Here is a 13493-nt window from a genome sequence, read left to right as displayed (position 1 = left end):
CACAGAAGAGCCAGAAGCTTCGCTGCAAGGTTTTCGGTTTCATGGAAGAGCCAAAGCATCTCGCACTGCTGTTGTAGGAGGCGCGACCTCGCGCCGAATGCGGGCGTACTGCCCGTTTAAACAAAAGCTTCGCCCCGGGTCGGGGCTCCCACAGAAGAGTTAAAAGCTTCGCCCCCGAGGTTGGGGCTCCCACAAAAAACCAAAAGCGTTGTGCGCAGCGGCTGGAATGCTCAGATGACTCCTCTTTCGCGCAGCCCTTGGCGTTGCTCGTCGGTGAGGCCGAGGCCGGCCAGTACATCCTCGGTGTGTTCGCCCAGTTGGGGGCCGCCAGTTCCGATGCGACCGGGAGTGCGGCTGAGTTTGGGTAGCACGCCTGGGACCCTGAGCGGCCCGGCGAACGTTTCTACCTGTTCGATCATCTGCCGCGCCAGGTAGTGCGGGTCCTTGACGATGTCGGCCGCGGTGTAGGGATAGCCGGCCGGAACGCGCGCTTCTTTCAATGCCTCGATCACTTCGTCGCGGCTGTGCTGTGCGGTCCACTCGCCGATCGCGGCGTCGATCAGTTCGGCGTGCTCAGAGCGGCCGTCGTTATGTGCCAAACGTGAATCCTCGGCCAGATCCTGGCGCCCCATCAGGGTCATCAAGCGCTTGTAGATACTGTCGCCATTGCCGGCGATCAGTACGTAGGCGCCGTCATTGCACAGATAGGAATTGGACGGGGTGATGCCGGGGAGGGCGCTGCCGGCGGGCTCGCGCACATAGCCGAAGGCGTCATACTCAGGCACCAGGCTTTCCATCATGGCGAAAACCGATTCATATAGGGCGACATCGATTTCCTGGCCCTTGCCGCTGCGGTTGCGCTCTTGCAATGCCAACAGGACACCAATGACGCCATACAGTGACGACAGCGAGTCCCCGATGCTCACGCCCACCCGTACCGGTGGTTGGCCCGGATAGCCGGAGAGGTGGCGCAATCCGCCCATGGCCTCGCCGATCACGCCGAAGCCGGGTAGGTCGCGATAAGGGCCGGTCTGGCCGTAGCCGGAGATGCGCAACATGATCAGGCGCGGGTTGAGCTTCGACAGTTCGTCCCAGCCCAGGCCCCAGGCCTCGAGCGTGCCAGGACGAAAGTTTTCCACCAGCACGTCGGCTTCGGCGACCAGCTGGCGGACGATCTGCTGGCCTTCGGGCGCTTTCAGATCGAGCGTCACGGACTGCTTGTTGCGTGACTGCACATGCCACCAAAGCGAGGTGCCGTCCTTGAGTTTGCGCCATTTGCGCAGCGGGTCACCGACCTGTGGCGGCTCGATCTTGATTACCTCGGCGCCAAATTCGCCGAGCATCTTGCTGGCGAAGGGACCGGCGATCAGCTGGCCCATCTCGATGACCTTGAGGCCTTGCAACGGCAAGCTGGTTTCATTCTGTTCGTTCATCACAACACCTGTGCCAGGTCGATTCATGTACGGAGGATGACCGAGCGCCGCGCGGCGGACAATTGCTGAATAACCAAGGATGGTTTCGTCAACCACGAAGACAACCCGCGGATGCCTTTCTGGACGCGCGGGTTTATGGTGGTCGCTTCGTCAGCTGCGAATACGGGAGTCAACCATGCGGCGTGTCGATTTCGTTACCCTGCGCCTCTTCGTTGCTGTTGCTGATGAGCGCAGCTTGACCCGTGCCGCCGAGCGCGAGCACTTGGCCCTCGCGGCTGTCAGCAAGCGTATCAGCGACCTGGAAGGCCAGCTCGGCGTCAGTCTGTTGTATCGCCAACCCAAAGGCGTCGAACTGACGCCAGCCGGTCATGCGCTGCTGCATCATGCGCGCAATTTGCTCGACGGCTTACAGCAGATGGATGCCGACCTTAGCGAGTTCAGCCAAGGCGTGAAGGGGCATGTGCGCATTCATGCCAACACATCGGCGGTGATCGAGTTCCTGCCTGAAGACCTGAGCGCCTTCGCGCGCCTGCATCCGGAAGTGAAGATCGATCTGGAGGAGCGTGTCAGCAACGATACGCTGCGCGCCCTGCGGGAAGGTTTGACCGATATCGGCGTCTTCGCGGGGCACATGGCGGCCGAGGATCTGCAAGTGTTCGGTTATCGCGAGGATACGCTTGTGCTGGTCACTCCGCGGGAGCACCCCTTGGCGACGCTGAAGAGCATCGCCCTGCGCGATGCCGCCGGTTTCGATTTCATCGGCTTGCAGCAAGACGCCTCCTTGCATGTATTGCTGCATCAGTCGGCCCAACAGATGGGCATGCCCTTAAGGCTGCGGATTCAGGTGCGCAGCTTCGAGGCGATCTGCCGGATGATTCACACGGGTATGGGCATTGGCGTGCTGCCTGAACAGGTGGTGCGCAATTATTTGCCGGCGCTGGATGTCGCCATCATCCCGCTGACCGATCCCTGGGCAAGACGCGAACTGAAGATCGGTGTGCGCAATCTCGAAAGCCTCTCCGTAACGGCGCGACAATTGCTGGAGCACCTCACCGCTCGCGAAGGCAGTCGGTGAAAACAGGCTGCGCGCCGCATGGCTTCGTCAAGGTCTTCGTCAACTGCGAAGCCTTGCTTGCTCAAATATGAATATCAGCGAGAAACGGCGCCGGCTAGAGTCAGGTCAGCTACATGGCTCACACAACTACAAAACGGAGCTTCTCCATGGCACGACTTACCCGTGGTATCACTCATCTGCTCGCCGCTTCGGCCTTGTTCAGCGTATTCGCGGCTCAGGCGGCCGATCCGATTCTGATCAAGTTTTCACACATCACCGCTGACAGTACACCCAAGGGGCAGGGTGCCTTGATGTTCAAGAAGCTGGTCGAAGAGCGCCTTCCCGACCAGGTCGAGGTACAGGTGTATCCCAACTCCTCGCTTTACGGCGACGGCAAGGAAATGGAAGCGCTGCTGCTCAACGAAGTCCAGCTGCTTGCACCCGCGCCGTCGAAGCTGGAGCAGTACACCAAACAGCTGCAACTGTTCGACCTGATGTTCCTTTTCGATGACGTGGCGGCGGCGCAACGCTTTCAGCAGTCGGACAAGGGCAAGGCGATGCTCAAGTCCATGGAAGACAAAGGCATCACCGGGTTGGCCTACTGGCTCAACGGCATGCGTCAGTTCACCGCCAACAAGCCGCTACGTGAGCCTGCCGATGCGCGCGGGCTGAAATTCCGCGTGCAGCCGTCGGATTTGCAGGCCGCTCAGTACACCGCACTGCGCGCTGTGCCGCGCAAGATGTCGTTCGCCGAAATCTACCAGGGTCTACAAACCGGCGTGGTCAATGCACAGGACAATCCCTGGTCCAACATCTATAGCCAGAAGTATTACGAAGTGCAGAAGTACATGACCGAGTCCAACCATGGCGTCGGTAACTACCTGCTCATCACCAATACGCAGTTCTGGAATGGCTTGCCGGCACCGGTGCGGACCGAGCTCGAACAGATCATCGAAGAGGTCACGGCTGAGGTGAATCGCCAGGCCGAGGCGCTGAACGAGAAGGCTAAGCAGAACATCATCGATACCGGCAAGAGCGAGATCCTGGTGTTGACCGAAGAGCAGCGCAACGCCTGGCGTGATGCTGTGCGTCCGGCCTGGAAGAAGTTCGAAGCGCAAATCGGTCCCGACCTGATCCAGGCCGCCGAAGCGGCGAACCAAGCGCAGTAGATTCGACCACTACGCGCCCCAGCACGTGCTGCGGGCGCTTTGCTGCGAACCGCGCAGAAATGCTAAAACACTACCCGCGCTGCTTTTGTAGGAGGCGCGCCCTCGCGGCGAATGCGGGCGTTCTGCCCGCCCAAAAGCCAAAAGCTTCGCCCCGGGTCGGGGCTCCTACAGGATAGAAAAAAGCGTTTTCCCGTAGCTGCGGGCGCTTTGCTGCGAACCGCGCAGAAATGCTAAAGCACTACCCGCGCTGCTTTTGTAGGAGGCGCGCCCCCGCGGCGAATGCGGGAGTTCTGCCCGCCCAAAAGCCAAAAGCTTCGCCCCGGGTCGGGGCTTCTACAGGACAGAAAAAGGCGTTTTCCCGTAGCTGCGGGCGCTTTGGTGCGAACCGCGCAGAAATGCCAAAGCACTACCCGCGCTGCTTTTGTAGGAGGCGCGCCCCCGCGGCGAATGCGGGCGTTCTGCCCGCCCAAAAGCCAAAAGCTTCGCCCCGGGTCGGGGCTCCTACAGGACAGAAAAAAGCGTTTTCCCGTAGCTGCGGGCGCTTTGGTGCGAACCGCGCAGAAATGCCAAAGCACTACCCGCGCTGCTTTGTAGGAGGCGCGCCCCCGCGGCGAATGCGGGCGTTCTGCCCGCCCAAAAGCCAAAAGCTTCGCCCCGGGTCGGGGCTCCTACAGGACAGAAAAAAGCGTTTTCCCGTAGCTGCGGGCGCTTTGGTGCGAACCGCGCAGAAATGCTAAAGCACTACCCGCGCTGCTTTTGTAGGAGGCGCGCCCCGCGGCGAATGCGGGCGTTCTGCCCGCCCAAAAGCCAAAAGCTTCGCCCCGGGTCGCGGCTCCTACAGGACAGAAAAAGGCGTTTTCCCGTAGCTGCGGGCGCTTTGCTGCGAACCGCGCAGAAATGCTAAAGCACTACCCGCGCGCTTTTGTAGGAGGCGCGCCCCCGCGGCGAATGCGGGCGTTCTGCCCGCCCAAAAGCCAAAAGCTTCGCCCCGGGTCGGGGCTCCTACAGGATAGAAAAAAGCGTTTTCCCGTAGCTGCGGGCGCTTTGGTGCGAACCGCGCAGAAATGCTAAAGCACTACCCGCGCTGCTTTTGTAGGAGGCGCGCCCCCGCGGCGAATGCGGGCGTTCTGCCCGCCCAAAAGCCAAAAGCTTCGCCCCGGGTCGGGGCTCCTACAGGATAGAAAAAAGCGTTTTCCCGTAGCGAGTACAGGTTGTCACCTTAACGGCAGGGGCTTTGCCTTAGGACGTGGCTCCCACTGGCCCTGGATTTGCGCCAGCCGCTCGAGTTCTTCGTTGACGGCGCGGCGGTCGCGCGGGTTATCGACTTTTGCGTCGGCCTCGTCGCGCAGGGCCTGAATTTCCTCATATAGGGCGTCGAGGTGCGCCTCGTTCGGGGCGCCGTGCAAGGCATTCTTCAGGCATCGCAGCAGCGTGATCAGTACTTGCGGATCATGGCCGGCATAGATGCGGATCGGCGCTATCACGTTCTGCAGCATGCGCTGGATATCCGGTTGCGGGTAGAAGAGGCGGGGTCGCCTGTTGTCGACGCAGCCGATGTCGTAAGGCGGCATGCCGCTGAGCCTTTTCAGCAGTACGCCGATCAGATTGACTGCCCGCATCGCTGTGCCGGGGTCGTTGATGGCTGGGCTGATGGCCTTTACCGCTATTTCCGAGATCTGGCGCATGCCGTAGGAAACGTTGGCGCTGGCGAATTCCTTGTCATGGAAATCGAAGCAATCCAGTACGTCGGCTGCATCGTCTTCGCTCAGTGGCTCGCTGAACTTGATCAACGGATGACCGTCGACGAGGAAGAATCCTGGCTCTACCTGGATCACGGCCAACGAGTCGTACTTGCGCAGTATCTTCCCCAGTTGGCGTTCATTCACTTCGCGCAGGTACCCTGGCCGAGCGGCAGGCAGGCACCACCAGTCGGTTGCGTCCGGGATCCCGGTGACGTCAGCGATCCGCTGCCTGCGCTTGTTCAGGTTGGTTGAAGCTTCGCTGTAGAGCTGGCTGACGATCCAGTCGACTTGGATCGACTGTGACACTGAGCGAATGAACGCAACGAACAACGCCATGCATAGCATGCCGAACAGCAGCGCCAACGGCAGAGCAAGCGTTGGAACGCTGGCCGGTTCGTTCTTGTTCAGGGTGCCGATCATCAGCAGGAAATAGACGATGCTGCCCAGGTAGATTCCGAGAATCACCTGATTGCGCGTGTCGCTGATCAGGCCAGGCAGCACGCGTGGTGACAGGCGGGACGCTGCGCCGTTGAGCACAACCATCACCATGGAGAAGCTGAACACGGTAAGGGAGATGACACCTGTGATCAGTGTTCCGAGAATTTCACGGCTGTTATCGGCATCTACCAGTCCTGGCGCCAGATCGTCGCGCAAGGCTGTAGCGAGCGGAGTCGACTCGAATGCCCATACCACAACGGCGACGACGACGTATAAGGCGGGAATCAGCACCGGGTAGAAGGCAATGCTTTCCCTGATGCGTTTCGTGACACGGAAGAATACGTTCGCTGGATCTGACATCCTCGAATACCGACATGGCAGGCTCGGCCCTGGCATCTCTATGACCACAAAGGGGAGAGGAAGTACGCCTTGGTCGAAGCGTCTATGCTCTACGGAGAACAACGCTTTTTTTCGACGGCTAACGCCAGCGGAACGCTTCGACCCCGTATAGCTCGAACGTGAAGTCTTCCAGGCGCTTGGTTTGATTTGTATGGTTCGTCTGTGAAGCACGCTTAGTCGAAACGATAACAAGACCAACGAGTGAGGAGTTTGCCCATGAGTGCTGCGTCCCTGTATCCCGTGAAACCGGAAGTTGCGGCTCGGTCGCTGACCGATGAGGCCGCCTATAAAGCCCTGTATCAACAGTCGGTGGTCAACCCTGACGGCTTCTGGCGCGAGCAAGCAGAGCGCATTGACTGGATCAAGCCTTTTACGCGGGTCAAGCAGACCTCCTTCGACGATCACCACGTTGATATTCGCTGGTTTGCCGATGGCACGCTGAACGTTTCGGCCAACTGCCTGGACCGTCACCTCGAAACGCGGGGTGACGAGGTCGCGATCATCTGGGAAGGAGACGATCCGTCCGAGCACCGCCACATTACTTATCGCGAGCTGCATCACGAAGTGAGCAAGTTCGCCAATGCGTTGCGTGGGCAGGACGTACATCGGGGTGACGTGGTCACGATCTACATGCCGATGATCCCGGAGGTTGCGGTGGCGATGCTGGCGTGTGCACGCATCGGCGCGATTCATTCGGTGGTGTTCGGTGGTTTCTCGCCCGAGGCCCTGGCCGGCCGAATAATCGATGGCAGTTCGAAAGTGGTGATCACTGCCGATGAAGGGTTGCGCGGCGGAAAGAAGATTCCGCTGAAGTCCAACGTCGACGAAGCGCTGACCAACCCGCAAACCAGTTGCGTACAGAAAATCATCGTGGTGCGCCGCACAGGTGGCGACATCAGATGGCACTCGCATCGTGATATCTGGTACGACGATCTGATGCGAGTGGCCGGCGATGTGTGCGCGCCGAAAGAAATGGGCGCCGAGGAGCCACTGTTCATCCTTTACACCTCCGGCTCCACCGGCAAACCCAAGGGCGTGATGCACACCACGGGCGGTTATCTGCTCTATGCGGCCCTGACCCATGAACGAGTCTTCGACTATCGGCCTGGTGAGATTTACTGGTGTACCGCCGACGTCGGTTGGATTACCGGGCACAGCTACATCATCTACGGACCGTTGGCCAACGGCGCGACCACGCTGATGTTCGAAGGCGTACCCAATTATCCGGACGTCAAGCGGGTCGGTCAGATCGTCGACAAGCACAAGGTGAATATCCTTTATACCGCGCCCACGGCGATCCGCTCGATGATGGCCGAGGGGAGTGCGGCAATGGAAGGCGCTGACGGGTCGAGCCTGCGCCTGCTCGGTTCAGTGGGCGAGCCGATCAATCCCGAGGCCTGGCACTGGTATTACGAGACGGTTGGCAAATCACGTTGTCCAATCGTCGACACCTGGTGGCAGACCGAGACGGGTGGCATTCTCATCAGCCCATTGCCCGGTGCCACCGCGTTGAAACCGGGTTCCGCGACGCGGCCATTCTTCGGCGTGGTGCCCGGCCTGGTGGACAATCTCGGTAACCTGCTGGAAGGCGCCACCGAGGGCAATCTGGTCATCCTCGATTCCTGGCCGGGGCAGATGCGCAGCATCTATCGCGACCACGATCGCTTCGTCGATACCTATTTCAAGACCTTCCGCGGCATGTATTTCACCGGTGACGGCGCCCGCCGGGACGAGGATGGCTACTACTGGATCACCGGTCGGGTGGACGACGTACTGAACGTTTCCGGCCACCGCATGGGCACGGCGGAAATCGAAAGCGCCATGGTGGCGCACCGCAAGGTGGCCGAAGCGGCGGTGGTGGGTGTGCCGCATCCTCTCAAGGGCCAAGGAATCTACGTCTACGTGACGCTGCTGGCGGGCGAGGAACCGTCCGATCAGTTGCGCCAGGAGCTGCAGCAGTGGGTACGCAAGGAGATCGGGCCGATCGCCGTGCCGGACGTGATCCAATGGGCGCCGGGCTTACCGAAGACGCGTTCGGGCAAGATCATGCGGCGTATCCTGCGCAAGATCGCCACCGATGAGTATGACGCCCTGGGTGATATTTCGACGCTGGCCGATCCGGGTGTGGTGCCGCAGTTGATCGAAACCCACAAGCAGATGCGTCTGCGCTGAGTTGAGCGACGAGGCCGGCCACTGCGCTGGCCTCGTCGTTTTCCTCAGGCGTTCGGAAGCGCGCGTTCGGCTTCCTGGTTGGCGGCCGGTTTTTCCTTCGGGACACCGGCAACCGTCAGCTCCGGGAAGCTGCCGCCGATGAACTCGACACTGCGGGTCGGGAAGGCGAATTGCACACCCATCTCGCGGATGCCGTCGAGCAACTGCAGATTGATTTCCTGCTGGGTGTCCATGTATGCGTTGTAGTCGGACACCTGCATGATGTAGACAACTTCGAACGTGAGCTGGCTGTCGTCGAAGGCAAGGAAATGCGCACGGTCGAACTTGGCGTTGTCCAGCCCGTCGATGATTCGCCTCACCAATGCGGAAACCTCACGAACCTTGTCCGACGGCGTGTTGTAAGTAATGCCGAACTTGAAGACGATGCGCCGTGTGTTCATGCGCTTGTAGTTGTGCAGGATCTGCTTGAGGAGATCTGCGTTGGCGCAGACGATCTGCTCGCCGCTCAGCGCGCGGATGCGTGTGGTCTTCAGACCGATGTGTTCGATGTTGCCGGCAACGCTGCCAAACACGACGAAATCGCCGATCTCGAAGGGCTTGTCCACCCCGATGGACAGGGACGCGAAGATGTCGCTGAGCAGCGTCTGGACCGCCAGGGCGATGGCGATACCGCCAACGCCAAGGCTGGCGACCATGGCGGTGATGTCCACGCCCAGGTTGGCCAGTATCGACAGCAGCATCATGGTCCAAATGACGATGCGGATCATGATGCCGATGATCGTCGTGGTAACCGGGTTTCGCGCTTTGCCGTCGCGAGTCAGGCTTTCCATCCATAGACGAACGGCGGTATCCATCCACAATGCAATCTGAAAGGCGAGGGCGATGAACCAACCATGGGACATCGCCGACTCCCAGCGATCTGGCAGTTCGACAACCTTCAATGCGATCAACAGCGAAAGAGCGATCAGCAGCAAATGGCTGGTGCGGCTGAGCATTTCCGCCGCAATGGTGACGAAGCCGCTCTTGGATCCTTTGCTCATCTTTCGCAGGCGGTTGGTAATGATCCGCAGAACTGCCTGCAGAATGAGGTAGCTGACAATCGTGACGCCAGCGATTATGGCGATGTTGATCCAAAGCCTTTCGTTCAGCATCACATCCCAATTCATCAGTTCGAATCCTCCAAATATGCGCGACCAGGCGCTGAGCAGTGGCTCCTTTTTCAGTAGCCACTGCTGCGCATTAGTTCCGCGATAAACGAAGAGAAGGCGTATGGATGGGATGGTGCGGTGGAGCGGTGCAGTAATCGTGGAAGCGATGCGGCGACGTCAGCGCGGCGGCACGACTGCTTTCAAGTCCTGGTAACCGCCGGCATTGATGACCTGACTGTAGCCCAGTTCACGAAGCAGATCTTGCGCCGCGGATGATCGACGACCGCTGCGGCAGTAGAGAACGACCGGGGCGTCTTTGTCGGGTGCGACACTGGCGATGCGCTCGGCAAGCTCTTGGGTCTCGATTCGCGTTGCGCCAGGGAGCGCACCTTCGGCGTATTCCTGCGCGGTTCGAACGTCAATCAGGACGCTGTCGGCGCGCTGCAGTGCCGCCAGGGCGTTGGGCTGATTGACCTCGCCGCCGACCGCCGCTGTGGCTAAAGCCATCAATAGCAGGGATGCGCGATACATAAGCGTTCCTATGTCGTCTGTTTCTGGCGATCAACTGATAAGGCGAGTCAGATTGGGCAGGATCAGAATGACCGCTGTGGCGAACAAGATCATGGTGGCCTGCCTGACTTTCTTGTGCTTGAACATGGTAGCGGCCTTTTAATGGGTCTACGCGTGAACGCTGTCGGTTTGAATGGCCGTTGCGTCTTGCGGGTTACAGCTGCGCCTTTCATCGAAACGACGCAGCGGGATATGCATTGGCCGAGACACAGAGGTCTGGTCCGCTTTCCAGACGTGCTCTGGCCTAAGTCCTTCTACTGACCTAAATGTCAGGTTAATCCAAGCAATATACGGACCAGGAAAAGCGAAGGCGTGGATAGAGGACGCCTCTCTCAGACGGAGCTGCGTTTTCCTGGTGATCTGCTTCGTCGCGCCGAGAACTTCTCGCTGGGACGACTCGATGCCCGTCCCGAATCATTCTGGATTTAGATTCAGGCGCTGTGGAAGGCTCGGCTTCTGGCGACGCGCCTGATTTGCTGGCGCTTGGGCCGGTGTGATGTTTGTCCACGGATAATCCTGGCTTCCTGTACCGCTCGTCAGAGAGGCCCCACAGCGGAACCGGGCGGGTGGACAATCGGCAGTGCCGTGATCGCCCTCAATCAAATGATGGAGCGAATGGAAACGTTGTCATCCAAGGCGGCATTTGCGGCGTGTGGAATCGGAACATCCGAGTGGTAACGGAATCAAGGGCAGCGCGTTCTGCTAGCCAAGGCTGCGGTACGCAAGGCCAAGCATCTATATGGTGTGCTCTGGAGTGGTATTCCTGGAGACAGAAACGACAAAGCCCCGATCATCGGGGCTTTGTGTTCGATCTGGCGGTGAGGGTGGGATTCGAACCCACGATACGATTTCTCGTATACACACTTTCCAGGCGTGCTCCTTCAACCGCTCGGACACCTCACCGGATCTCGACGGAGTTTGATGTCCGTCGAGGCGCGCTAATGTAGCCGAAGAGCTGGCGGATGGCAAAAAGTTTTTTAGTTTTTTCATGCGGTTAAGGCGCCGTTGGAAAACTGGCTTAGCGGCCGTGGCGATGAACCTATCGTTCCGTTAGGGTTCCAACGCCTAGGACTTCGGTGCCAGCTTCAGCGCAATCGAACTTAATGAATATGAAGAGCCGGGAAAGGCTTGATGAAGTTATTCAAAAGCAGGCGTAAGCGACCTGAGGTAGTGGAGGTCGCCACAAAGCGCCGTCTGCACGTCAGTCATCTGGAACTCGGCATGTACATTTGCGAGCTGGATCGGCCTTGGCGTCAGACGGATTTTCTATTCCAGGGCTTTCCTCTGCTCAAGCTCGAACATATCCAGGCGGTGCGCGAGCGCTGCGACTATGTGTTCGTTGACGACACCCGTCGAGTGCTGCTTGATCAGGGCCAGGTGGTCGTGCCCTCGGCGACGCCACTGCGCGTGAAGCGTACGATGCCCCGTGTCCCTCTCTCGCTTGAAGTCCACGAAGCGCGCGAAGCCTATCGCAGCAGCGAATTGGTATTGGATCAGGTACTGCTGGATGTCCAGCAGGGGCGGGCGATTGACACCAAGGCCTGCCAGGCGCTGGTCAAACGGAACCTGGAAAGCATGCTGCGCAACGAAAGTGCCATGCTTTGGCTGACGCGCTTGAAGTCACAGGACGTGTATACCAGCTTGCACTGCTTATCCGTTTCCATTCTGGCGATGGGCTTCGGTACCCACCTTGGGCTGCCTGATGAAAAGCTGGAAATACTGGGTATTGCCGGCCTGCTGCACGATGTCGGCAAGATGAAGATCGATCCTGCCATCCTCAATAAGCCAGGCAAGCTCACCCAGGAAGAGTTCGATCAGATCAAGCTCCATCCGGAATTCGGTTATCAGGCGCTGTGCAACCAGGATGACATTCCTGCCGTAGCGGTCCAGGCCGCGTATGGCCACCATGAGCGGTTGGATGGCAGGGGCTATCCGCAAGGGCTCGCGCAGTATCAGATCCCGTTTACGACACGGGTTATTACCATCGTCGATGCCTTCGATGCGATCACCAGCCATCGTGCCTACGACGATGCGCGACCGATCCAGGCCGCGTATGACGTGCTGCGCAGCGGTTCCGGCCAGCAATTCGACGAAGCCCTGGTGCACGAATTCATTCGCTGGCTTGGCGTCTTTCCGGTGGGCACGCTGGTTGAGCTGCACACGGGTGAAGTCGCGCTGGTGCTGGAAAAGCACCAGCATCTGCACTTGCGGCCCAAGGTGGTCGTTCTCCGGGATGCGGAGAAGAAGCCCTGTGAGCCGCGCTATCTTGATCTGTCCCAATTGACCGTCGATGCTGACGGAACGCCTTATCGGATCCGTAGCGGCATCTCCGATGGTTCCCACGGACTCTTTATCGCCGATCCGCAGCTACAGACGATTCTGCATCCCGAGCTGCTCGCAGTGCTCGAACTCGAGCCCGAGAAAGCTGACCACTGAGCCAGCGCTCCCTGCACCCGCGGCCCTGTTTCGCAAGATTCAGCTCTCAAATCATGACTTGCCGGTCAGTCACGGCGCTTTACCTGACGGGTTGCGCTGAGTAACTTCTGTGGACTTCTAACAAGGAATATTCGTCATGAGTGATCTGGTTTCCTACGAACTCGAAGACGGCATCGCCACGCTGGCTCTGAACAACGGCAAGGTCAATGCATTGTCTCCGGCTGTATTCGAGGCGCTCAATTCGGCATTCGATCGCGCCGAGCAGGACCGTGCCGTAGTGATTCTCACTGGTCAGCCGGGGATTCTGTCCGGCGGCTATGACCTCAAGGTGATGACCTCGAGCCCCGAAAACGCGATTGCCCTGGTATCCGTCGGTTCGACGTTCAGTCGACGGATGCTTGCTCATCCTTTCCCTATCATTGTTGCCTGTCCGGGCCATGCCATCGCCAAGGGCGCGTTTCTACTGCTCTCGGCCGACTACCGTATTGGCGTTGAAGGGGCGTTCAATATCGGCCTCAACGAGGTCCAGATCGGCATGACGATGCACCATTCGGGCATCGAGATCGCCCGGGATCGCCTGACCAAGCCCGCGTTCCAGCGCTCGGTAATCAATGGCGAGATCTTCAATCCGCAGGCGGCGCTGGATGCCGGCTTCCTTGACAAGGTCGTCCCGGCGGGCGAGCTGATGGTTGTTGCCAAAGCAACCGCTACGCAGTTGAAGAAAATCAACATGACAGCCCACAAGAACACCAAACTCAAGGCTCGCAAGGCCCTGCTCGAAACGCTGGATCGGGCCATCGAGCTGGACCGGCAGCACTCGGTCGTGTCCTGAAGAGAATTTTCGCCCGAGCGCCCATTCCTGGTGGGCCTGCGTTTAAACTGAGTGTGCAGCGCCCCGCCATGGCGGGGCGTTTTATTTCCTATTCGTGTCG

General features: G+C 59.4%; 9 protein-coding genes and 1 tRNA gene. 5 read left to right on the top strand and 5 right to left on the bottom strand.

Annotated elements, in window-relative coordinates; all coding sequences use genetic code 11:
- Window positions 1-230 precede the first annotated feature (230 nt).
- On the bottom strand, window positions 231-1433 hold the full coding sequence (locus ACL0K2_RS05230) for a CaiB/BaiF CoA transferase family protein (RefSeq protein ID WP_413043949.1): 1203 nt from the start codon (window positions 1431-1433) through the stop codon (window positions 231-233).
- Between the two features lie 175 nt (window positions 1434-1608).
- Here ACL0K2_RS05230 and ACL0K2_RS05225 point away from each other — a divergent pair, with 175 nt between their 5' ends.
- Together ACL0K2_RS05225 and ACL0K2_RS05220 are read left to right on the top strand one after the other, a co-directional pair.
- A complete protein-coding gene (locus ACL0K2_RS05225; protein ID WP_239611927.1) occupies window positions 1609-2508 on the top strand; it encodes a LysR family transcriptional regulator in 900 nt (299 codons plus the stop codon).
- Window positions 2509-2654: 146 nt separating this feature from the next.
- The gene (locus ACL0K2_RS05220) at window positions 2655-3656 is read left to right on the top strand and encodes a TRAP transporter substrate-binding protein (RefSeq protein ID WP_239611928.1); all 1002 of its coding nucleotides are present in this window, start codon (window positions 2655-2657) and stop codon (window positions 3654-3656) included.
- Window positions 3657-4870: 1214 nt separating this feature from the next.
- On the opposite strand, the gene ACL0K2_RS05215 is transcribed toward ACL0K2_RS05220, so the two are convergent.
- Complete coding sequence (locus ACL0K2_RS05215) at window positions 4871-6196, bottom strand: DUF2254 domain-containing protein (protein WP_413043948.1); 1326 nt, start codon at window positions 6194-6196, stop codon at window positions 4871-4873.
- Window positions 6197-6451: 255 nt separating this feature from the next.
- On the opposite strand from ACL0K2_RS05215, the gene acs reads away from it, so the two are divergent.
- On the top strand, window positions 6452-8407 hold the full coding sequence (gene acs / locus ACL0K2_RS05210; protein ID WP_045162563.1) for an acetate--CoA ligase: 1956 nt from the start codon (window positions 6452-6454) through the stop codon (window positions 8405-8407).
- A gap of 44 nt (window positions 8408-8451) precedes the next feature.
- On the opposite strand, the gene ACL0K2_RS05205 is transcribed toward acs, so the two are convergent.
- From ACL0K2_RS05205 to ACL0K2_RS05195, 3 genes are all read right to left on the bottom strand, one after another.
- Window positions 8452-9573, bottom strand: coding sequence for a mechanosensitive ion channel family protein (locus ACL0K2_RS05205; RefSeq protein WP_045162562.1), 1122 nt, complete (start codon window positions 9571-9573; stop codon window positions 8452-8454).
- A 159-nt stretch (window positions 9574-9732) separates the two neighbouring features.
- Complete coding sequence (locus ACL0K2_RS05200) at window positions 9733-10086, bottom strand: rhodanese-like domain-containing protein (protein ID WP_413043947.1); 354 nt, start codon at window positions 10084-10086, stop codon at window positions 9733-9735.
- Between the two features lie 852 nt (window positions 10087-10938).
- A tRNA-Ser gene (locus tag ACL0K2_RS05195) sits at window positions 10939-11028 on the bottom strand.
- Window positions 11029-11256: 228 nt separating this feature from the next.
- Between ACL0K2_RS05195 and ACL0K2_RS05190 the strand changes: the two genes are divergently transcribed.
- Window positions 11257-12561, top strand: coding sequence for an HD-GYP domain-containing protein (locus ACL0K2_RS05190; protein WP_045162560.1), 1305 nt, complete (start codon window positions 11257-11259; stop codon window positions 12559-12561).
- A 136-nt stretch (window positions 12562-12697) separates the two neighbouring features.
- The gene (locus ACL0K2_RS05185) at window positions 12698-13393 is read left to right on the top strand and encodes a crotonase/enoyl-CoA hydratase family protein (RefSeq protein ID WP_045162559.1); all 696 of its coding nucleotides are present in this window, start codon (window positions 12698-12700) and stop codon (window positions 13391-13393) included.
- The last annotated feature ends 100 nt before the right edge of the window (window positions 13394-13493 follow it).

It is taken from the genome of Pseudomonas sp. YJ42 (assembly GCF_047225135.1).
GTDB classification, from domain to species: domain Bacteria; phylum Pseudomonadota; class Gammaproteobacteria; order Pseudomonadales; family Pseudomonadaceae; genus Stutzerimonas; species Stutzerimonas stutzeri_E.
This window is presented reverse-complemented; position numbering and strand designations above follow the sequence as displayed.